This window comes from Campylobacter sp. BCW_6889 (assembly GCF_001762535.1).
Lineage (GTDB): Bacteria > Campylobacterota > Campylobacteria > Campylobacterales > Campylobacteraceae > Campylobacter_D > Campylobacter_D jejuni.
Genome location: NZ_MJWZ01000030.1, coordinates 40,377 through 63,003 on the forward strand (window position 1 = coordinate 40,377; position 22,627 = coordinate 63,003).

The 22,627-nt window shown below is 29.6% G+C and carries 19 protein-coding genes and 2 tRNA genes; 8 read left to right on the plus strand and 13 right to left on the minus strand.

What is annotated here, in order from left to right; all coding sequences use genetic code 11:
• Positions 1–16 precede the first annotated feature (16 nt).
• The 4 genes from fspA2 to AJ939_RS03210 all read right to left on the minus strand — a co-directional run bounded on the left by fspA2 (position 17) and on the right by AJ939_RS03210 (position 3,974).
• The gene (gene fspA2, locus AJ939_RS03195) at positions 17–445 is read right to left on the minus strand and encodes a flagellum-secreted nonflagellar protein FspA2 (RefSeq protein ID WP_070233343.1); all 429 of its coding nucleotides are present in this window, start codon (positions 443–445) and stop codon (positions 17–19) included.
• A 127-nt stretch (positions 446–572) separates the two neighbouring features.
• Positions 573–1,139, minus strand: a complete 567-nt coding sequence (locus tag AJ939_RS03200) for an anthranilate synthase component II (RefSeq protein WP_070239636.1) — start codon at positions 1,137–1,139, stop codon at positions 573–575.
• A complete protein-coding gene (locus AJ939_RS03205; protein WP_070276258.1) occupies positions 1,136–2,920 on the minus strand; it encodes a bifunctional chorismate-binding protein/class IV aminotransferase in 1,785 nt (594 codons plus the stop codon). Before AJ939_RS03205 ends, AJ939_RS03200 begins: the two co-directional genes overlap by 4 nt.
• Positions 2,910–3,974: a tyrosine-type recombinase/integrase gene (locus tag AJ939_RS03210; RefSeq protein WP_070274811.1), complete on the minus strand. Its 1,065-nt coding sequence runs from the start codon at positions 3,972–3,974 to the stop codon at positions 2,910–2,912. The genes AJ939_RS03205 and AJ939_RS03210 overlap by 11 nt, the downstream gene beginning before the upstream one ends.
• Positions 3,975–4,600: 626 nt before the next feature.
• On the opposite strand from AJ939_RS03210, the gene AJ939_RS03215 reads away from it, so the two are divergent.
• From AJ939_RS03215 to AJ939_RS03230, 4 genes are all read left to right on the plus strand, one after another.
• A complete protein-coding gene (locus AJ939_RS03215) occupies positions 4,601–5,263 on the plus strand; it encodes a thiol:disulfide interchange protein DsbA/DsbL (RefSeq protein WP_052780819.1) in 663 nt (220 codons plus the stop codon).
• The gene (gene dsbI / locus AJ939_RS03220; RefSeq protein WP_070233345.1) at positions 5,260–6,057 is read left to right on the plus strand and encodes a protein-disulfide oxidoreductase DsbI; all 798 of its coding nucleotides are present in this window, start codon (positions 5,260–5,262) and stop codon (positions 6,055–6,057) included. Before AJ939_RS03215 ends, dsbI begins: the two co-directional genes overlap by 4 nt.
• Before the next feature lie 99 nt (positions 6,058–6,156).
• A complete protein-coding gene (locus AJ939_RS03225) occupies positions 6,157–8,019 on the plus strand; it encodes an aryl-sulfate sulfotransferase (protein WP_002861503.1) in 1,863 nt (620 codons plus the stop codon).
• 87 nt (positions 8,020–8,106) lie between these two features.
• On the plus strand, positions 8,107–8,748 hold the full coding sequence (locus AJ939_RS03230; RefSeq protein ID WP_044779244.1) for a thiol:disulfide interchange protein DsbA/DsbL: 642 nt from the start codon (positions 8,107–8,109) through the stop codon (positions 8,746–8,748).
• Between the two features lie 34 nt (positions 8,749–8,782).
• Here AJ939_RS03230 and AJ939_RS03235 read toward each other — a convergent pair whose 3' ends face one another.
• On the minus strand, positions 8,783–9,769 hold the full coding sequence (locus AJ939_RS03235; protein ID WP_044779283.1) for a c-type cytochrome: 987 nt from the start codon (positions 9,767–9,769) through the stop codon (positions 8,783–8,785).
• A 201-nt stretch (positions 9,770–9,970) separates the two neighbouring features.
• Here AJ939_RS03235 and AJ939_RS10850 point away from each other — a divergent pair, with 201 nt between their 5' ends.
• Positions 9,971–10,111 (plus strand): hypothetical protein, encoded by a 141-nt coding sequence (locus AJ939_RS10850; RefSeq protein ID WP_053872213.1) that lies wholly within the window; start codon positions 9,971–9,973, stop codon positions 10,109–10,111.
• On the opposite strand, the gene AJ939_RS03245 is transcribed toward AJ939_RS10850, so the two are convergent.
• Genes AJ939_RS03245 through AJ939_RS03265 form a run of 5 tightly spaced genes read right to left on the minus strand, consistent with a single transcriptional unit; the run spans position 10,099 to position 14,580 of the window.
• The gene (locus tag AJ939_RS03245) at positions 10,099–10,731 is read right to left on the minus strand and encodes a hypothetical protein (protein ID WP_002861507.1); all 633 of its coding nucleotides are present in this window, start codon (positions 10,729–10,731) and stop codon (positions 10,099–10,101) included. The genes AJ939_RS10850 and AJ939_RS03245 overlap by 13 nt on opposite strands.
• On the minus strand, positions 10,728–10,970 hold the full coding sequence (locus AJ939_RS03250; protein ID WP_002852415.1) for a hypothetical protein: 243 nt from the start codon (positions 10,968–10,970) through the stop codon (positions 10,728–10,730). The genes AJ939_RS03245 and AJ939_RS03250 overlap by 4 nt, the downstream gene beginning before the upstream one ends.
• Positions 10,954–12,000: a DHH family phosphoesterase gene (locus AJ939_RS03255; RefSeq protein ID WP_002861508.1), complete on the minus strand. Its 1,047-nt coding sequence runs from the start codon at positions 11,998–12,000 to the stop codon at positions 10,954–10,956. Before AJ939_RS03255 ends, AJ939_RS03250 begins: the two co-directional genes overlap by 17 nt.
• Positions 12,001–12,008: 8 nt before the next feature.
• On the minus strand, positions 12,009–14,183 hold the full coding sequence (gene flhA / locus AJ939_RS03260; RefSeq protein WP_002890378.1) for a flagellar biosynthesis protein FlhA: 2,175 nt from the start codon (positions 14,181–14,183) through the stop codon (positions 12,009–12,011).
• Positions 14,170–14,580, minus strand: coding sequence for an Rrf2 family transcriptional regulator (locus AJ939_RS03265; RefSeq protein ID WP_044780498.1), 411 nt, complete (start codon positions 14,578–14,580; stop codon positions 14,170–14,172). Before AJ939_RS03265 ends, flhA begins: the two co-directional genes overlap by 14 nt.
• A 174-nt stretch (positions 14,581–14,754) precedes the next feature.
• Here AJ939_RS03265 and rpsO point away from each other — a divergent pair, with 174 nt between their 5' ends.
• Complete coding sequence (gene rpsO / locus AJ939_RS03270; RefSeq protein WP_002852579.1) at positions 14,755–15,027, plus strand: 30S ribosomal protein S15; 273 nt, start codon at positions 14,755–14,757, stop codon at positions 15,025–15,027.
• An 85-nt stretch (positions 15,028–15,112) separates the two neighbouring features.
• Here rpsO and AJ939_RS03275 read toward each other — a convergent pair whose 3' ends face one another.
• Positions 15,113–17,953, minus strand: a complete 2,841-nt coding sequence (locus tag AJ939_RS03275; RefSeq protein WP_044780499.1) for an FtsK/SpoIIIE family DNA translocase — start codon at positions 17,951–17,953, stop codon at positions 15,113–15,115.
• A 107-nt stretch (positions 17,954–18,060) separates the two neighbouring features.
• Complete coding sequence (gene flgL / locus AJ939_RS03280; RefSeq protein ID WP_070276256.1) at positions 18,061–20,310, minus strand: flagellar hook-associated protein FlgL; 2,250 nt, start codon at positions 20,308–20,310, stop codon at positions 18,061–18,063.
• Between the two features lie 180 nt (positions 20,311–20,490).
• Here flgL and AJ939_RS03285 point away from each other — a divergent pair.
• Together AJ939_RS03285 and AJ939_RS03290 are read left to right on the plus strand one after the other, a co-directional pair.
• Positions 20,491–20,577: transfer RNA gene (locus AJ939_RS03285), tRNA-Leu, on the plus strand.
• 10 nt (positions 20,578–20,587) lie between these two features.
• A tRNA-Gly gene (locus AJ939_RS03290) sits at positions 20,588–20,662 on the plus strand.
• 30 nt (positions 20,663–20,692) lie between these two features.
• Here AJ939_RS03290 and abc-f read toward each other — a convergent pair.
• Entirely contained in the window at positions 20,693–22,624 is a 1,932-nt protein-coding gene (abc-f, locus tag AJ939_RS03295) for a ribosomal protection-like ABC-F family protein (RefSeq protein ID WP_070276253.1), read from the minus strand.
• Positions 22,625–22,627: the final 3 nt, after the last annotated feature.

Sequence of the window (22,627 nt, forward strand, 5' to 3'; positions counted from 1 at the left end):
TTTTGAAAAAATATAATCAAGCTTGTTGGCTTTGGAGTTCTTGAATTTGAGCTTGAATTACATCTGCTTGAGATTTTAGCACATCAATTTGTTTTTGAAATGTCGTTTTCATTTGTTCGTTAGCGTTTGTCATTTTTTGAGTAAGTTCTGCAATTTTAGCTAAAATTTCAGCTAATTTTGCTATTAAAGCCTCTAATGCGGGATTTACGCCACCTTTGCTACTTTGGATGGAATTTTGGTCTTTGTGGTTTTCTATTTTTTCTTGACTTACTTTGATTTCATATTCTTTTTCATTTTTTGAATTTGTTTGACTTAAACTTCTTGCTTCATCTGAAATTTGAATTTTAACCACATTGTCACTATGAACATTACTTACCAAATCATTGTCTTTGTTTATTTGTGTTTGATAATTGCTAAAATTTTTTGTCAAAGTATCTATTTTCATCTTAAATCTTTTTAAATTAATTTATATTGTTATCGGTTTTTTTTATTTATAAATTTATATTAATGATAATTATTTTAAGGATATTTTATTTTAGATTTTCATATTTATATTTTAAATGCAAAAAAGACTAAAGCTTCATAAAGTTTTTAAGTATTTTTTTACCTTTTTGAGTTAAAACCGCTTCGGGGTGAAATTGCAATCCATAAATAGGATATTTTTTATGTTTAATTGCCATAATAATATTTTCTGAATTATGAGCTAAAATTTTGCATTTTTTAGGCATAGAACTAATATACAAAGAATGATATAAGCAAATTTCAATTTCTTTTTTAATACCCTTAAAAATAGGATCTTTTTTAAAATAAAGTTTAGAAATTTTACCATGCATGGGATTTTGTATTTTAGAAACCCTGCCGCCAAAAACTTCAGCTATACACTGATGTCCTAAACATATACCTAAAATTTTTTTATTTTTTTTAAAATATTTGATTGCTTTTAAGCTTAATTTAGATTCCTTGGGAGAATGAGGGCCAGGAGAGATGATAAGATGAGTGAAATCAAATTTTTCTAATTCTTTAGCTTTTTTAAAGGCATCATTTTTTATCACTTTACATGCAAAACCAAGTTCTTTAAGATAATAGATGATGGTATAACTAAAAGAATCATAATTATCTATAAATAAAATTTTCTTCATTGTAATTTTACCTTTTTTAAACCACGCACGGAATTAATACAATAAATATTTTCTGCTTCAAATAAATCTTGTTTAAATAATGCTTTTTCTTTTATCAAACCAAGATTGATTAAGAAATTTCTATATACGCCATTTAACATACCGCTTTGAATTTGTGGAGTATAAAATTGAGAGTTTTTTTCTAAGATGAGATTGGTTCTTGAACCTTCGCAAAGTTCATCTTTTTCGTTAAAAAAAGCTATGTCATAACACAAGTTTTGATGCCATTTGTATGAGTGTTGATTATAAAAAGTACGCAAAGAGCTTTTGTGATAGAGATTGTCACTTTTTGAGTTAATTTTATCATCACTTAAAAGCAAAATATCGTTTGAATTTTGTTTTAAGGCACTTTGTTGAAATTTGTATCTTCCGTCTTTATATAAAATCAGTTTTAAAATTCCTTCTTTGTGTGGATTTTTAAAGGGTAGCGAAAAATTATAAAATAAAGAGTGTTTTTTGTGGAAAATTTTTTCATCGAGTTTAAAAAGTGTAAAATTTTGATATTCTTTATAAGAACTTTTTTGATTTAAAATATTATAAAAATCTTTAAAGATGTTGTGAGTATTAAAATTAAATTTAAGAGCTGAATTTATAAGCCTTAATAAATGCTCTTTTAAAAATAAAATTTGAGAATTTTTAAAATACATGGTTTCAAAAAGATGAAAATCACAAGGATTTAAGATCGCGCTTTTAAGTTTTAATTCTTCAAATTCATCTTTGAAATTTGAGTCCCAAACCAAGCCACTACCGGTGCTATAAGTATAAATTTCATCTTGTTTTTCTAAGGTGCGTATGGCTACGCTAAATTTATTTTTATTTTTATGTATTAAACCTATGGTTCCGCAGTAAATACCACGCTCTCTTTGTTCTAATTCTTTAATAAATTTAATACTTTCAATCTTTGGAGCACCTGTAATAGAACCGCAAGGAAAGAGAGCTTTAAAAATTTGATATAAAGAAATATTTTTTTTAAGTTTTCCTTGTACGCTTGAAGTCATTTGATGTAAAGTAGGGTGACTTTGAATTTCAAAAAGTTTAGTTTTTAAGCTTTTTTTTGTGATGATTTTTGAAAGATCATTACGCAAAAGATCACAAATCATAACATTTTCACTTAGATTTTTTGTATCATTTTGTAAGAAGGTTTTATTTTCTTCATCTTTTATAGGATCTTTATCACGCTTAATTGTGCCCTTCATAGGTTTTGTAAATATTTTTCTTTTTTTGGTTTTGAAGAAAAGTTCAGGAGAGAAGGACAAAATTTCTCTTGCTCCATCTTTTATAAAAGCTTTAAATTCGGTGTCTTGTCTAGAAAGCAAAAGTTTAAAAAGTTCAAAAGAATCCATTTTGCTATGAAATTTAAAATTTTGAGTGAGGTTGATTTGATAAACTCTTCCTTTGGAGATCGCCTCTTTAACCTTGATGAAATTTTCTTTGTAATTATCTTGATCTAAAAAATTTATAAATTTAGGAATAAATTTTTCTTCATCAATATATTCTTTTTGAAATTTTTTTCTTTTTTTAAAAGCAAATACGGACAAATAGGCTTTTTTGCTTGTGAAATTTTTATCTTGAAAATATCTATATAGCTCATAATCAGCAAACATTAAAAGATAAAAATCATTTTTATATTTTTCTATAAATTTAAAGCATTTTTTACTTTCTTTGTGGTTAAAGGCTTTTAAAATGTGTTTTAAATCATGGTAAAAATATTTACCAAAAACAGCGTAGTCTTCAAGAGTCACTTAATTCCTTTGCAACCTGTGCGGCAAGTTTTAATTTATCATTATCAAAATGAGTGTAAATTCTTGAGGTATTTAAACTTGCATGTCCTAAAGCTTCTTGAACTAAAACCAAATCTTTTTGCTTTTTATAAAGTAGGGTGGCAAAAGTATGACGCAACATGTGAGCGCCATTTTTTTGTTTGCGAATTCCTGCACGAAATAAAAGCTGTTCTACTATGCGACTGACATAAGATTGAGTCAGTGGAGTGCCTTTTTTATTGACGAAAAGTAGGGCGTCTTTACTCATATAATTAATACTTACATTTTTCAGCAAATCGTAAATAAGTTCTTTTTTTATCATTACAACGCGATATTTATTGCCTTTAGCTCTTATTCTTATGATATAAAGATCGTTTTCTTCACTAATATCACCCATTTTGATATTGATAGCTTCACTTACCCGTATGCCTGTAAAAATGATGATTTTAATAATAAGCTTATTGCGTATGGTATTGTTTTTAAAATCTGCATTTTCAATAGCATCAAGAAATTTTTTAAGTTCTTCTTCACTCATAAATTCAGGTAATTTTACCCCTTTAGAACCTGCTATACCTGCCCAGTTTTTAAGATTGATATTGAAAATATGCGCTTTTTCATCTTCTTCATTTTGCTTGTCTAAAAAATCAAAAAAATTAATCACAGCAATACGGTAATTTTTTTTACTTGCATCTGATAAAGCACCTGTTATACTTGCTAAAACTTCTACAATGAGTTCTTCATCAATCTGTTTTAAAGAGTAAAGCTTGTAAAAATTTAAATATTCAAATACTTTTTTTAAAGGATTAAAATAAGTATTAACTCCACTTAAACCAGCATTTCTTGCTTTTTTTGCTAGAGCGTCAAGTTCTTCAATGTTTTTTACACCTTTTGCAAGAGCAAAATTAACTTCTGCTAAAGCTTGTGGATTTTTTAATTCTTTGTTAGATAGCGAGTTGAGTTTAAATTTTACATATTTTGCTAGCCAAAATAAGAATGATTTTTCAAAATTTTCTTCACAATCTAAAGGGTATTTCATAAAAACTTTTCCTAAATCTAAAATTTTAGCTTTTTAACTAGAAAAGGTATTTTAGTATTAACTTAGTAAAAAAAAGCTTTTTTAGGAAAAAGTTTGTTTTTATATGCAAGCCAAAAAGATTAAAATATTTTTATTAAATAAATCTTATATCAATCATAAAAAGATATGATAAAAGGTAAAAATATGTAAAATTTATAATTTTGTATTGAAAACTGTAATTTTCAAACTTTTTTATATACACCTAGATTATTCTACTTTGATATAGATTAAGCTACTATTTTTACATACTTTTATGATTTTACCTTTTGAGTGAAATAAACTTATCCATAAAATATAATGTAAAAAATTGATAATTTTATTTTGTAAATTAAAATTATATTTTATTTTTCTTGAAAACTATAAAGAATATTTAAAAATTAAATGATTTTATATTATTATCAAAATATACATAAAAATGATAACTTGTGCATTAAATTTTTTAATCCCCTATTCTTGATTTTTAGTTAAAGTAAATATTCTTAGTTATAAAATTTTTAAGAATATTTTTATTTTAATAGTTTTATAATGGTTATTACATAAAAACTTAATAAAAAGTTTTATCAAAACCAAATTTCAAGGAGAAGGTAATGAAATTTCCAGTAAAATTAGCAAGATCTATTGTTGTATGTGCTTTTTTAGCAGGTATAAGTGCCAGTGCATTAAGTGAAGGTAAAGAATATGTAATTCTTAAAAATCCTATTGCTAACGCTGATAATTCATTGATTGAAATTTTTTCTTATCGCTGTACTCATTGCTATGATCATCACAAATTTAATACCATGGGTAAAGTTAAAGAAAAATTACCTAATTTAACTTATAAATTTTATCCTGTAAGTTCTATGGGAGATTATGGAAAGCAAGCTAATGAAATTTTTGCTTTTGCGGCATTTAAAGATGGTGTAAATAAAGCTGATCCTACGGATAAAAATAGCTTAACTCATAAAGTTGCTGAAGCTTATTTTAATGCATATTTTAAGAAAAAACAAAGATGGGAAAATGGTAAAAATCCTGAAGCTTTTTATAGTGTCGGTTTAAAAGCAATGAATGTAAGTAAAGCTGATTTTGAAAATTTCTTAAAAACTCCAGAGGCTGCAGAGCTTTTAAAAAGTTATGAAATTGCCAATCCTATTTCGCAAAATTATGGCACCCCTGCTTTTGTTGTTAATGGAAAATATCAAATCGTTCCAAGTGCAATTAACTCTCCAGAGGCTTTGATTGAAATTACTAAAGAACTTAGCAAGCAAAAATGAGTTGTATAAAAATGAAAGATAATTGCAGAAATTTTTCACTTTCCAAATGGCAAGATACGCGCAAACCTTGGTTAATTTTGATTATAGTTACTATAGGGCTTACTTGTATAGCGCATTTTTTATTTCAAGAATATCTTTTTATGGAACCTTGCGAACAATGTGTGTATATAAGATTTGATATGCTTGTTATGGCTATAGGTGGTATGATTGCATTAATCAACCCTAAAAATAATATTATAAAAATTTTTTCTTATGGCTTAGCTTTTTATGGAATTTGGCTTGGCTTGGAGCATTGTATAACTTTAAATCATATTCATGAAGTGGTTCATTCTGAAAATCCTTTTGCAGGTGTAGATGGATGTCGTGAAATTCCTATTTATCCATTTAATTTACCTTTGCATGAGTGGGCTCCTAGTTGGTTTTTGCCAACAGGAGAATGTGGGATGGATACCCCTGTAGTTCCAGAAAATGCTTATAATCATCTTAATGCTTTTCAAAAATTTTTTATAGGAACTCCACCTAATTTTGAAAATGGGCTTTATAGCAATGGTTGGTATTTGATTCCTAGTTTAAAGTTTATGAATATGGCAATTTGCTGTCTTATAGCATTTTTATGTTGTTTTATTGTGCTTTTTGCAATGTTTATAGTCTATGTTTTAGATAAAAATAAACCTAATGCTAAAATTTTTGCATTGGTGATTGTTATTTTGGTTTTGATGCTTAAATTTATAGGCGAACCAAAAAATCCAAATCAAAATATAGCTAGTTTAAATCATTTAAATCAAGTCATTTAAAGATACTCTTAAAATACGCAACAAATTATTTTTGTTGTGTATTATTAAAATTTTATTAAGCTATCTTAGGATGGCTTAAATAATTTTAAAGGATTGATCATGAGACTTAGCAAAACTCTTTGTATGGCACTTTTGGCGGGTTCTACCCTACTTGCACCTAATGCTTTAATGGCCATGGGTGGTCCTAGTGGAGCGAAAATAGATTGGCAAATTCAAGGACAAATAGGTGCGATTAAAATGAATCCTTATGGATTGTCTCCTTTGACCGCTATTATTATGGATAATGGTTATGTCTTAAGTGATATAAAAGTAACCATTGTTCCTAAACCAAATGGTCAAACTATTTCTTATAATGTGAATTCTAAAATGGCTAAGACTTATGGTGGAATTCCTATTTTTGGACTTTATCCTTCTTATTTAAATACAGTAAAGGTAAGTTATACTAAAACTGCAAATGGTAAAAGTCAAAAAGTCATTGATGAGATTTATAAAATTACAACTCCAGGGGTTAGCATAGAACCAAGTGGAAGTACTGATCAAAGAGGAACTCCTTTTGAAAATGTGAAAGTATTAAAAATGGATCCAAAATTTTCAGATAGGCTATATTTAGTAAATAATGCTCCTGGAAAACAATCTGGCAAAGGCTCACAATCTGTATGGAATAATCCTGTAGGTGGTGCTATGGAATGGGATGAAAATTCAAATGTCTTTATCATAGATACTAAGGGTGAAATCAGATGGTATTTTGATAACGATAAACTAATGAACTGGGATAATATTTACAATCGTGGAATTATGATGGGTTTTCATCAAAACAAAGATGGAGCTTTAACTTGGGGATTTGGTCAAAGATATGTAAAATACGATATCTTAGGAAGAGAAATTTTCAATCGCAAATTACCTGCTACCTATATAGATTTTTCTCATGCTATGGACAATATGCAAAATGGGCATTATTTATTAAGAGTAGCTTCAGCAAATACTTTGCGTCCAGATGGTAAGCATGTACGCACAGTGCGTGATACTATTATAGAAGTAGATGAGAATGGTAATGTTGTTGATGATTGGAGATTGTATGAGATTTTAGATCCTTATAGAAGTACTATTATCAAAGCTTTAGATCAAGGTGCAGTGTGTTTAAATATAGATGCAAGCAAAGCGGGTAAAACTTTAAGCGATGAAGAACTTGCCAAAATGGATGAAAGCGACAAATTTGGAGATATAGCAGGTACAGGTATAGGTAGGAATTGGGCTCATGTAAATAGCGTTGATTATGATCCAAGTGATGATAGTATTATTATTTCTAGTCGCCATCAAAGTGCTGTTGTTAAAATTGGTCGTGATAAAAAAATAAAATGGATTTTAGGGGCACATAAAGGGTGGAATAAAGAATTTCAAAAATATTTATTGCAACCTGTAGATAAAAATGGCAAAAAAATTGTTTGTGATGATGATTATAGCAAATGCCCAGGTTATGAAAATGACAATGGTGGATTTGATTTCACTTGGACGCAACATACAGGCTGGAGAATTGATAGTAAATCAAACAAGCGTTATATTTATATAAGTGTTTTTGATAATGGTGATGCAAGAGGAGCTGAACAACCTGCGTTTGCAAGTCAAAAATATTCTCGTGCTGTAATTTATAAAATCGATCAGCAAAATAAAACTGTGGAACAAATTTGGGAATATGGTAAAAATCGTGGAAATGAATGGTTTTCTCCTGTAACTTCTCTAACTCAATATGAACCAGATAAAGATTCTATTATGGTTTATAGCGCAACAGCTGGAATGGCTTTTGATCTTAGCAAAGGTGTAAGTCTTGGAGAGCCAAAACCTGAAATTGATGAATTTAACTGGGGTGCTAAGGAGCCTTCGGTTCAAATTCAATTTAGCGGTTCAGGCACGGGTTATCAAGCAATGCCTTTTAGCGTTGATCAAGCATTCAATCCTAAAAAATAAAACAATAAGCCCAAAAATAAATTTGGGCTTATTTATTTTTTTTAAATAAAATTATCTCTGAAAATTTTATTTAATCAAGGATATAGTATGCGTAATTTTTTTTGCAAATTTGTTTTAGCGCTTGTATTTTGCTCAAGTTTTGCGTTAGCAAATAATAGTTTTATTACTCTTAATCCAAATTTACCCAACTCCGAAAATAGTGTAATAGAAGCATTTTCTTATAAATGTATACATTGTTATAATCATCATAAATTTGGAACCCTTGAAAAACTAAGAGAAGCTTTTCCAAATTTGCATTTTAAACTCTATCCTGTAAGTTTAATGAATGGAGATTTTTCCAAAGAAATGAATGATCTTTTTGCCTTTGCTCAATACAAAGATGAGCAAAATGGTAAAGACGCGAGTTATTCTGATAGTTTATCTCATAAACTTGCTGATGTTTATTTTGTTTCTTATTTTTTAAACAAGCAAAGAAATTTTTCGAATTTAGATGAATTTTACGACATAGGTTTAAAGGCTATGAATGTAAATAAAAATGAAGTATTAAATTTTTTAAATACCCCAAAAGCTAAAGAAATTTTAAGCGAGTTTCAAAGAGCTAATGATATAGCTAAAACCTATGGCACCCCTGCTTTTGTTGTTAATGGAAAATATCAAATTAACCCAAGTGCAATCAATTCGATGCAAGATTTAGAAGATCTAGTTAAAAAATTAAGCAATATGAAATAATAAATTTTTTAAGGCAATAAAAATTGCCTTAAAATTATTTTTTGATCATATTTGTATAAGGTCCATAGCGATGTTGGGTTGTAGAAAAGCTATCATCATAAGGTCCTACATCCATATCTAAAGGTTTAACCTTTCTATCTGGAAAGTCTTTATCTCTATTTGCTTTAATAGGGCGAGCTTGTGAATTCATGTAAGCTGCTACATCATAAGCATCTTCAAGACTTAAGTCAGGCGCACCTTGAGGCATATTTTCTTTAATATAAGAAGCAGCTTTGATAAGACGATACATTCCAGCTCCTGTATTATAACTATCATTGCCCCAAAGTGGTGGATAAAGATAATACGCCCCTGCACTATCCTCATTTTTAAGCCCTAATCCATTTTCTTGATGACAAACGGCACATTTATCCATATAAATTGCCTTACCTTTTTTAGGATCAGCTGCTCTCGAGATGAAATCTATCTTCTTAAGCCCCTGCCCTTCTATCTTAGCTCCTACTGGAACTCCTTGAGATAACCATTGCATATAAGTTAGCATGGCTTTCATTTCAGGCGCATCACTAGGCATTCTTTTGCCATTCATAGAGCGTTCAAAACAGCCATTGATCCTATCTGCTAAGGTAATTACTTTATCTCCTCTGGCATTATATTGTGGAAATCTTGCCCAAATTCCTACAAAACCTGATTGATTTTGTACACTTCCACCATTAGCATGGCAACTTGAACAAGAAAGATTATTTCCCGCAAATCTTTTTTTAGGATCTTTGGCCTGTGGACCTACATATTTACTTGTTTCATTAAGAATTTTATTTCCCAAAATAACCATTTTGCTATATTCTGAATTTTTTGGCATTTTAGTTTCATCTATAGTACCATCTTCATTTAAAGCCTTAGGTAAATTCCATTTGGCAGTAGGTAGATCAATACCTGTTGCACTCTTAGTTTTTTCCAAATTTGGATCTAAGGCTAAAGCACAACTTCCACATAACAACAAAGTTAAAACTATAGAAAATTTATTCATCGTTTTTCCTCCTTAAATTTGTCTAATTCGAATTCAGTATATAACTTTGCTTCAAAAAAGTCAATAAAAGTTAATAATATTTCAATAAAAAACTTCAAATTCTTAAAACAATATTTATTTGCCTTATAATTAAAACTTTAAAATAAAAATAAAGTTTTTTTGATAAAATTGAAGCTTGCAATATTTTTAAAGGTTGGTTTAATGAAAAATTTAAGCATTCAAGAAAAAAAAGACTTAGATAACTGCGTTTTTCAAAATCTTGGAAGGCAAGATACTTTTACTTTAAGTGTGATTTTTAAAAATTTTTATTTAAAAATTAAAGCATTTATTTATTCTAAATAATACCACTTAAAATCTTTTTTTGTGTAAGAAAGATCTTTAAAAGAAGGCGATTGGATAAATAGTTTGCACTCTTTATCCAAATTTTCTATTCCGTATATTTTCATAGCCATTCTTGAGTCATGTCTTGTAAGTTCTATTCCAACGCAAGCTTGATTGTTGATTTTATAAAGCAAAGTACCGCCATCTTTTTCATCTATATTTAAAACATCCAAATTCTTATCTTTACTCATATCTTTTACATCTTTACTAAAAGAATATCGGAGTTTATAATATATCATAATATCCTGCATGGTATTTTTCAAATTTTGTAAATTTTCATTAATCAAGTATCCATTATTTTTATAAAGTTTTAAAAAATCTTCATTAAGAAATTTTTGAAAACTTTTATCTTTAGATAATTTTTGACAAGAGTTATAGCTATTTAAAATTCTAACTTGACCAGCTTCTATTAAAAGCTCAAGGCAATCTTTATTTTCTTGTGAAAATTGTACTAATTTAACTTCTTGAATCTTAAAATCTTTGTTCGGTTTTTTTTCATAAGCAAAATCATTTAATTTTTCGTAAATATTAGCAAAACTTAAAGAATATAAACTAAAAAAAAATAAAATACACTTTTTCATTGAAAAAAATCTTTGTATTTATTTTTTAGAAATTCCACGACTTCTAAAATTTCATCAACCCCTTCTTTGTTCGAATTTTCGAGCACATTATCTATATTATCGATATAAGCTTCTATTGCATTTTCTAATTTTTCTCTTTTAACTCCAGCGTATAAAAGCATAGCTTCTAAAACTATGCTAAGCTCATATTGTAAATCTTCTAGTTCATTTTTTAAGGTTTTATTATTGTTTTGATTCATTGTTTTCCTTTTTAAGTTCTTTGCTTTTAATTAAATCAATAATTTGAGCCTTAATATGATTATAATTTGCTCCATCTTTAAATGTCGCAAAAAGTCCACCACTAGCATTTTTATGTCCACCACCACCTACTAAATTTTTAGCCATTAAACTTACATCTATTTTTCCATTTGCACGAAAACTTAAGGTTTTTCTAGAACTAACATCAATAAAAAAGTCATAATCAGGATTTTTTACTAAAAAATCATTTCCAATAACAGAAGTATTGCCTATATTTGAAGTTAAGATGCCTTTATGGCCTTCATATTCTATACTGAAATTTTCTTTTAGCTCACTTAGTTTTTCAACTACAAAATAAGAAATTAAATTAGAAAGAGTATCATCATTTTTTCTGGCAAAATAATCCTTTTTTATAAAATGAGTAGCATTATCGAGTAAAATATTCGCATTTTCTTTTCCTATAAATTTCCAAGCCTTATCAAGCAAGAAAAACATATAATCAATTTGCGATTCTTTAAACATTACGCGATTTATTTCTTTTGCATTGGCAATCAAGCCTAAAAAAACCTTTCCAAGTTCAAAATTTTCATCCTCGCTTAGCCAAATATCAACAGCATTAACTACATCAACAAATTTTGAAAGTTTTAAAACTGGGGTGCAGATTTTAGAGAAAAAATCATAAACGATTTTAGTTGCACATCTTTTAGAATCAAGTAAATACCAAGAATATTTTTGAGCGCATTCTTCACCACTCTGATGATGATCAAGAAGAAAAATTTTAATATTTTTCTCTTTACAAATTTTTTCAAATTCTTCGCATTGATTTAAATTTAAATTTAAATCTGTTATTAGAATAATAGCTTTTCCGAAATTTTCATCTTTTTCTATATCGCCTATAATAGAGTTAAAATTTTCATTAATTTCTTTACCATAATTAGAATTATAAAATTTCACATTTTTAAAATAAAAATTTACTACAAATTGACAAGCATAACCATCAAGATCTGTGTGCGAAAGATGATAAATTTTCATTATATTCCTTAAAGTTCTATCCTAATAATACCCTCGGTATTAAAATTTGTATTTTCTGCAATTTCTGCAAAACTTAACACTACTATATTAATGCTAAAATTATAACAAATATCAGCAATGAATTTTCTAAGTTGCGGTTCAACGCAAAGTATAAAAGGCTTGATACGACCATTTGCTACCGCGGCAACTTCAGCCCTTAGAGTATCTACTAAAGTGCCTGTTTGAGCTACACTTAAAGGCAAGTGATAACTTCCATCTCTAAATTGTACATTTTCCATTAAAACTGCAGAGCTAGCAGAGTCTAAGATAAAAATATCCAAATTTCCTTTATCATCTAAATACATATTTGTAATCATCCTAGCTAAAGACGCCCTTACATGTTCAATAATCATATCAAAACTCTTGCTTACTTCTGCTATATCGCTTACAGATTCTAAAATAGTAAGCATATCTTTAATTGGTATGTGATGCTTAAGCAAGTCTTTGAGAATTTTTTGAATAAGACTTACAGGTGCAACACCTAAAGCACCTTCTACAATGATTGGATAATCATTTTTAACCTTATCAAGAAGATTTTGCACCTCTTGGCGTGTAAGAAGTTCGCTTGCGTGTGCTTTGATAAGTTCGCTCATATGTGTTGAAATAACACTTGCAGGATCTATTACTATATAGCCATTTAATGTTGCTTCATCTTTTAAATTCGCATCAATCCAAAGTGCATCAGAGTTAAAAGCAGGTTCTTTTGTAGCAATCCCTTCTATCTCTTCTGTGATAAAACCACTATCCATGGCTAAATATTTATCCGGATAAATTTCAGCACTTGCTATAGACACGCCCTTGAGTTTAAAACTATACTCATTTGGTTTAAGTCTTAAATTATCTCTTATTCTTATTTTTGGCATTAAAAATCCTAAACTTTCAGCAATACTTCTTCTCATTGAGCGAATTCTTTCTGTAAGTTCGTTTTCAGCAAGCTTAATAAGTCCGTATCCAAGTTCAAGTTCTAAAATTTCAACTTTGAGTATGTCGTTAATCTTGTACTCTTCTTCTTTGAGAATTTCCTCTTCGCTTTTCTTAGCAGGTGCTGCCGTTGTCCCACCTGCTCCACTTTGAGATGCAGCTGCGGCACTTGGTTTGCTTTTTTTAACTGTGGTTATATCAATTTTACCTTCCTTAACCTGCTTGGTAAGATAGCCAAGACTTAAAAAAACTAAAGCCATAAAGCCCAAGGATAAAGTTGGCAAACCAGGTACTAACGCAAAGATAAAAAGTACAAAACCTACTATTAAAAGTGTGCGATATTCACTTAAAAGTTGAGTTAAAGTTCCTTCTGCAAAATTTTCCTCATCTTTGCTTGCACGAGTGATAATTATAGCGGTTGCAGTAGAAGTAATAAGCCCTGGAATTTGCGATACAAGTCCATCGCCTATGGTTAAAATAGTATAAGTAGATGCAGCATCGCTTAAAGCCATATCGTGCTGAAAAGATCCTATTAAAAAACCACCTATGATATTTATAATAGTTATGATAATTCCTGCAACAGCATCTCCTTTGATAAATTTAGAAGAACCATCCATTGCACCATAGAAGTTTGCTTCAGCAATAACTTCTTGACGTCTTGCTCTAGCGGTTTGTTCATCGATAAGTCCTGCATTTAAATCCGCGTCAATAGCCATTTGTTTACCCGGCATTGCATCAAGTGTAAATCTTGCTTGTACTTCAGAAACCCTTGTACTACCTTTTGTTACAACCATGAAATTAATCAATACTAAGATACAAAATACAATCACACCAATGACCATATTTCCACCAACAACAAATTCTCCAAATGCTGCTATAATCTCACTCACAGCTTCAGGGCCGTTTTGCCCTTCGCTTAAAATCATCCTTGTAGTAGCTATATTTAAAGAAAGTCTAAATAAAGTAATAATCAAGATTAAAGTTGGAAAAGTTGTTAAATCTGTCGGTTTAGGTATATAAATAGAAATTAAAATAATTAATACCGATAAAGCTATACTTAAAGCTAAGAAAAAGTCCAAAATAGGACTTGGTAAAGGAACTATAATAATAGCTAAAATGCAAACTAAAAAACCAACAATAGTTAAGCTTTTAGCTTTTAAAACAGGAGCAATTAAAGGCCCCAAAAAAGGAAAAACTAAATCGACTATTTTATTTTTTGCCATTATTTTTCATAATATCTTCTAAAGTAATAGAATCTAAAAATTCATCTACTTTATTTTGTAAATTTACTAACATAGGCATTAAGGTGCAATTTTTTTCTTTATTATTTGGACAAGTACCACCGCTGCATTCAAATACACTGATATCCTTTTTTTCAGCACTATTAACAATTTCTTTTATAGTATATTGATTTGGTTCTTTGATTAATGCAAAACCACCTTTTGCCCCTTTAAAGGATTTTAACAAGCCATCTTTAGCTAAAGTTTGTAAAATTTTAGCTAAAAAACTTTTGGGAATATCAAGCTCTAAAGCTAAAGAATCTACATCTTGAGGTGCTTCTTTTTGAGAAATATAAATTAAAGAAAGTAAAGCGTATTCGCTAGCTTTGGTAAATAGCACAAATTCTCCTTATTATAACTACAGAAATAGCTGTAATTATAATAAATAATTCTTAGAAAAAGACTTAAATTTTGACAAAACCTTCTAAAAAGGATAAATTCAGTTTATTTTTTGCTTTTTAAGATAAAATTACAGTTCTTTAATTTTATTATTTTACCAATCAGGAGGTCTATCATGGCTTTGGATTCGGCCAAAAAAGCAGAAATAGTTGCGAAATTCGCTAAAAAACCAGGTGATACTGGTTCAACAGAAGTTCAAGTAGCTCTTTTAACTGCAAGAATTGCAGAACTTACAGAACATTTAAAAATCTACAAAAAAGACTTTTCATCAAGACTAGGACTTCTAAAACTTGTAGGTCAAAGAAAAAGACTTTTATCTTATCTTAAAAGAAAAGATTATAATTCTTATAGTAAGTTAATTACTGAATTAAATCTTAGAGATAAATAATTTTTAAGCCCTTTTTACGGGGCTTTTTCTTTTTAAATTTCTTCTTTTGTAATCAGTTTTATATATCAAAAATACAAGAAAAATCTTACAAGATTTCCCTTTGTCCTTTGGCATCAGGTTCGCTTAAAATCCCGTTTTGCGTAAGTTGTTCAATAATATTTGCAGAGCGGTTATAGCCGATTTTTAAACGGCGTTGCAAATAAGAAATGCTTGTTTTTCCATCTTCTAAGATCACTCTTTTGGCTTCTTCATAAAGCTCATCTACTTCCCCATCAAAGCTTTCATTTGTTGTAACACCCACGCTTTGCTGATCTTTTAAAAAGCTTTCATCATATTCTACGCTTTGTTGATCCTTTAGAAAATCCACGATTTTTTCTATTTCAAATTCGCTTGCAAAAGGCGCATGCAAACGCACTATAGAGCTTGTTCCAGGAGGAGTAAATAAACAATCCCCTCTTCCAAGTAAACTCTCAGCACCCATAGCATCTAAAATAACTTTAGAGTCAACTTTTTGCCCTACTTTATAAGAAATTCTACTTGGCAAATTCGCTTTGATCAGCCCTGTTACAACATCAACAGAAGGTCGTTGTGTAGCTACAATCAAGTGAATTCCACTTGCTCTTGCCATTTGTGCAAGTCTTCCTATATAAAATTCTACATCTTTACCCGCAGTCATCATCAAATCGGCAAGTTCATCAATAATTACTACAATAAAAGGGAGCTCTTCGCTACCTAATTCTTTCATTTTTTCATTGTAATTTTCTATATTTTTGGTTTTTGCATCTGCCATTAAACGATAGCGTCTTTCCATTTCAGCCACCATATTTGAAAGCGCATTGACCGCTTTTTTTGGATCTGTGATAACAGGAGTTAAAAGATGAGGAATATCATTATAAATGCTAAATTCAAGCATCTTAGGATCTATCATCATCAAACGCAAGGTTTTAGGAGAGTTACGATATAAAAGACTTAAAAGCATAGAATTTATCCCCACACTTTTACCGCTACCTGTAGTTCCTGCGATGAGTAAATGCGGAAGTTTTTTAAGATCGGTTACAAAAGCATTGCCTACTATATCTTTGCCCAAAGCTATAGTTAAAGGACTTTTAGCATTTTTAAAAACTTCGCTTTGTAAAATTTCTCTTAGATAAATAGTTTGAATTTCATCATTTGGGACTTCTATGCCTACAACATCTTTTCCTGGTATTGGAGCTTGAATACGGATTGATTTTGCCATTAAAGCCATAGTTAAATCATCTTGTAAATTTAAAATACGACTTACTTTTACATCTGCGCTAGGACGAAATTCAAAAGTAGTTACAACAGGACCAACATAAGTGCTTATAACATCGCCACCTATTTTAAAACGACGCAACTTTTCAAGAAGATTATAAATTTTTTTATCTATTTCACTTTCATTGATTTCTTGTCTATGCTCTTTTGGATTAGCTAAAAAATCTAATGGTGGCAAGGTGAAATCTTTTGGTTTTTCTATCTCACCCTGCTCTATTTCACGCAATAAAGCTTGGTTAATAGCAATTTCTTTGGCTAAAACTGCTTTTTGAAGTTTAATTTCTTGATCATTTGTTTTTTCATTATCGATTTTAATTTCTGTATTTTGGATAAAATCGAGTGTATTTTTTTCTTCTATAACTATTTCATTTATATTTTTTATAGGAGTAGGTTCTATATAAGGATGATTTAACTCTTCTACAATAGGAGTAAATTCGAAGATATTGTCTGCTTTATCTGGATTTTTATTTTCATTTATTTTGTTTGATTCTTCTGTTTCTGTTTTGATTGTCTTTGAGTTATTAAAACTGTATTTATTCCCTTCTATAATATCGCTTGAATTTATCGCATCATATTCTTCTAATTTTTTAATTTCTTGTTTTACTTTATTTTCTAAAATTTCATTTTGATAGGCTTTGTATTCTTGTTCTAGTTTTTCTTTTTTTATCAAATTCTCTCTAAGTTCAAGCTCTTTTGTGAAAATTTTTGGTTTAACTTCCTGTTTAGAAACTGGAATTTCAATATTTTTACGCTTATAACTTGGCTCATCTAAATTTTTATTTGTATCTATTTGCTTTATATCTTCAAGTTTTTTAGGTTTTAAAAAACGTTCAGGAATCATATCTACCCCTTCTTCTGAAATAAAATTAAAATCTTCATCAAGGCTAATGCTCATTTTGCTAGCCTTTTGTGCGAAATTTCGCACTTGTTGAGAATGCTCATAAACAAAACTTCTTGATTCTTTTAAGCTTTGTGTATCAATCTCTATGGTTTCATCTAAAATTTGATTTTTTAGTTTTTCAAAGTTTTCCTTAGCTGTGGTAATTGAATTTTTACTTGCATTGATATTGCAATCTTTGATTATCTGTTCTAAGTTATTGGTTTTTTCTTTTTTATTTATTTGCAAATTCTCATAAATACTATCTTGCAAAATATTTAATTTTGGAGCCATAGGTTCTGATTTACCTACATCTTCTTTCTCATTTTCTCCGCCAAATACACGCATAAGTAAAGATTTAAAAGCTTGCTCTACTTTTAATAAAAAAGTAAAATCTAATTCTATTTTTAAAATTTCTTTTGCAAATTTCGGAAACAATAAGATCAAAGAAAATAGCAAAAGTAAAAGAGCAAAAATTCCACTCCCTGTATGTCCTAAGATTATAGAAAAAAATCCATATACAATTTCTAAAATATACCCAAACTCTCTATAAAAGACAGAAAATAAAAGCAAAGTAGAAAAAAAGGCCAAAGAAAAACCAAAAAGCTCTCTACGCTTAAAATTTTCTATTTTATAATTTTTTCTATAGTAAAGATAATTTAACACAAGTAAAAAAAATGGATAATAATACCCAAATTCTCCAAATAAAAATAAATTAGCCTTGTAAACCCATTCTCCCATGCTAGGTGCTAGCATACAAAGACAAATATAAAAAATAACAAGTGTAGAGCTGGTAAAAATGGCTTCTTTTTTAATATTCTTTCCTTAAAAATAAAATCAAAGCCAAATTATACCATAAATTTTTACATATAATTTAATAAGCTAAGTTGAGAAATTGTTGTACTAGCCTTAAGAGAAGCTTGATATGCAAGTTGAACTTGCATTAAATTCATCATAGCTTCACCATAATCTACATCAATAACATTTGACTTAATGCTTTGCACATTTACGCTTAAGAAATTTACTCGAGTATTGACACCATCTATAGTATTATGATAAGCTCCCATGGTTGTATTAAGCTTGCTGATATGATCTGCTAAATGATCGAGTCTTTCTAAAGCTCCTTGCATTCCGGTATTTCTTGGATCGGCCGAATTTCCATCGGCTCTCATATTACCACTTAAAACCGCATCTATCATAGTATCTAAATCTTTTATAAGATCAACATTTGGTTCATCTATAACTAAAGCATTATTGGCACTAAAACTAAAATTTGGACCATTCTCTACTTGCGCAGTTGTAGTATAAGGTGGTTGCGGAAAATGTCCACTTTGAGAATCACTTAAAGAAATTCCTATGTTGGTTCCTGAGGATAGCTTATCGGTAACGCTAATGCGACCTTTATAATCCATGCTTACATCAACAGTAGCTTGAGAATCTTTCATGAGTTGTTGTAAACTATTATAACCATTTGCATCAACTTTTCCATTTGTAGCTGTTATGCTTTGGGTTGGAATTTTATCTGCGGCAAACATACCTATAATATCATTGATTTGACCATAAGTAATATCATTTGATCCTGTAACAACTCCACTATTTCCAGTTGCAGGATCAGTATGGGTTATAGGAAAACTTATGGTTTGACCTGGAATATTAGGATCAGGATAGCTTACAGTTGAAGTTTGTAAATTTATAGTAACATCGTAAGAATTTCCACCTTTGGAATTGACTTTTAAATTTAAAGTAGTACCATTTAGACTATTTCCTGCCATTACCTCGCTAAGTTTGGTTGAATCAGTTGCATAAGCATTACTTCCTTTAATAACTTGAGAAACATTACCATAAACAGTATTTCCATCTTTTTCAAAATAAACATTATCATAATCTGCACCATTGGCTTTGTTGCCAGCTGAATCAGTCATATTGCTTTTAATAAAATCAGTTTGAGCTAAACTAAAGGTAAACTCTTGCTCTTTTCCATCTTTTCCTGTTAATTTAATAGTAACTGGACTAGTTGGATTGGTAATATCACCATTTTTCATAGCCTCTTGCATAACAGCATTGGTAACATTATCCATGTTAAGATCATTATCCTTAACAAATTTTTCCATTGCTTTGAAACTTTCTGTTTTGTCCATTTGTGGAGTATAGGCTACGGCATGAAAGTCTAATTTATTATTGCCTTGTTTTAAATCTGTGATTTGAATTTGACCACTATTATTGATGCTTACTTCTACAACTTTATTATTAGCAGTGTTGCCATAAAGTGCACCAATTTGCTCTAATACATCTTCTATTTTATCATCTGGTTTTACTAAAACTGCACTTTTAAAGCTTGTTCCATCTGGTTTTGTTCCTTGAACATAGAGTGTTGAAGGTGGAAAATTAAGTTTTCGGTCTTTATCTTCAAAATCTATATCCGGATCTAATTTTCCATCTTTTACATAATTTTGCCCGATAAGCTGCTTCCAAGCAGAATCCCCGTTTAAATATTCTTGTTTATCTTTATCTGTATAACGATTATCTGTAAAACTGATATTAGTAGTAATTTGTTTTTTATAGTCTCCATCTGCTTTGAAAAATAAATCCCATCCAGGTATATTATAAGGACTTTCAGTTCCAGCTCCAGTTACTACATTGATATTATTTTTATCTCCATAATAATTACCATTGGAATCAAAAGGTTTATTTGCAACTTGTGAGCCTGCAAAAAGATACTGACCATTAACGCTAGTATTTGCAAGCTGAACTATACTCTCTTTTATGCGTTCTAATTCTTTTGCTATAGCCTCCCTTGAAGTTTGAGAGTTCCCATCACTTGCAGCTTGAGTTACTTTAACTTTAAAATCTTCAAGAAGTTTTACCATATCTTGCAAAGCTTTCATGCTGTTTTGAGTCATTTCTTTTGCACTGTTTGTTGCTTGTTTTACTTGTTCTAATGTTTTAATTTCATATTCAAGACGCGTATTATCTATATAAATGCTTGCATCTTCATATGAATTTTGTATTTTTAAACCTGAAGCAAGTTGTTGAGATATCTGATATAAAGCACTTTGACCACCCATAGAATTATTCACACTATTTGTGAAATTAAGTTTATTTGTAATTCTCATTTTTTTCCTCTAAAGTATTAAAGTTAAAATCTTTTCAAACATTGCTAATAAACAAAAGCAATAACTGTTCCAAAAATTTAAATTACATAATTTTATATAATCTTTTTGAAAATACTTTTTATTTTTAAAGTATTTTTTAGTCTAAAAAAGTATAATTTCAACTTTAAATCTTAAAAATGAGCCCGAGTGGTGAAACTGGTAGACGCGCCAGACTCAAAATCTGGTAAGGGCAACCTTGTGTCGGTTCGAGTCCGACCTCGGGCACCACTTATTTTTTGCGGGAATAGCTCAGGGGTAGAGCACAACCTTGCCAAGGTTGGGGTCGCGAGTTCGAATCTCGTTTCCCGCTCCATAGAGTAAAAAAATATAAAATCTTTATTAATTATAAATTCTCACTTTTCTCTAATACTAAAAAATACTCATTTTCTAGAATTTCAAGTTCTTTTTGCATTACTTCAAGCTCTTGATAAAGCTTGTTAATACCTATTTCTTGATATACATTTGGATCGGATAAATCTTGATTTAATTTAGCTATCTTTTGCTCTAAAAAATCTATTTTTTCAGGATGGTTTTTTAATATCTCATTTTCTTTGTAGCTTAATTTTTTAGAGCTTTTTTCTTTTTGGTTATTATTTTGCTCTTGGGTTTGAAGCTCTAAAGCAAAATTATCCAATTCTTCAATTTCTTTTTCATTTTCAAGATATTCAGTATAAAGAGTGTGTAAAATATTTATATATCCATTTCCCTCAAAAGCATAAAGTTTTGTTGCGATTTTATCAACAAAATATCTATCGTGTGATACTAGCAAAATAGCCCCTTCAAAACTAAGTAAGTATTCTTCTAGTATATTAATCGTAGCTATATCAAGATCATTAGTTGGCTCATCTAAAATCAAAACATCATATTCTTTAGTAAAAAGCAAGGCTAAAGCAACGCGATTTTTCTCTCCACCACTTAAAAGAGCCACACTTTTATCTAAAAATTCCTTAGGAAATAAAAAATTTTTCAAATATCCATAAACATGCATATTTTTACCACGAACTTCAACCCTATCTCCACCATTGGGACAAAAAATTTCAAGCAAGCTTTTATCAGAATTTACCAAGCTTCTAGCTTGATCAAAATATCCTATCTTAAGCTCTCCGCGTTTTATTTCACCGCTATCTTGTTTTATTTGCCCTAGAAGAATTTTTAACAATGTCGATTTTCCACAACCATTTCTTCCTACGATAGCTATGCGTTCACCTTGTAAAATACGCGTTGAAAAATCTTTAAAAAGATTTTTATTGTTTATATTTTTGCTTATATTTTTAAGCTCAAAAAGCATTTTTTTACGATTGATCGTTTTTCCTCCATTAAAATTTAAGGCCGCTCTTGAAATTTCAAGTTTTAAGCGTTTGATTGCTCCGGGATTTTTTTTCGCTTCTTCACGCATTTTAAAAATGCGTTCTTTTCGTCCTTCATTTCTTTTAAGTCTTGCCTTAACCCCTCTTCTAAGCCATTCTTCTTCGCTTTTTAATTGCTTTAAAAGAGTTTCATGGCTCTTAGCAAGGCTTTGCAAAATTTGTGTTTTTTTCTCTAAATAGTTTGCATATCCGCCTTTAAAAATACTAAGTTTACCCTGCTCCACTTCTATACACTTGTGTGCTATAGCGTTAATAAAATATCTATCATGGGAAATAAAAATCACACACATCTTTGAATTTTTTAGCAATTCTTCTAAAAAGCTTGTCATATATACATCTAAATGATTAGTTGGCTCATCAAGCAATAAAATATCAGGATTTTTTAGTAAAAGTATGCAAAGGCCAACGCGGCGTATTTCTCCACCACTTAAAGTAGATATAATACGATTTTCATACTCAAGCAAACTAAATTCTTTTAAAACGCGTATTATTTTAGATTCTATATTCCAAGCATCTTTACTATCAATCAAAGTCATAAGCGTATCTATTTTTTTAAGATAATCTTTATTGCTAGGATCTTCTTCTAATTTTTTATGCAGTATTTCATATTCTTCTAAGGCATTGTAAATTTCTGCAAGCTCTTGCTTGATGGCTTCTTTTACACTTAAATTTGCGTTAAAATCAACGGTTTGTGAAAGCATGGCTATGCTTTTTCCATTTTGTCTTATTACTCTACCGCTATCTAAAGGAAGTGCGCCTAAAAGCGTTTTTAAAAAAGTAGATTTTCCTTCTCCATTTTTGCCTATAATGGCAATCTTTTCTCCCTCGTTTGCGCTAAAATTTACTTCATTTAAAACTATTTTGTCTCCAAATTTTTTTGAAGCTTCAATTAAATCTATAAGAGCCATTTT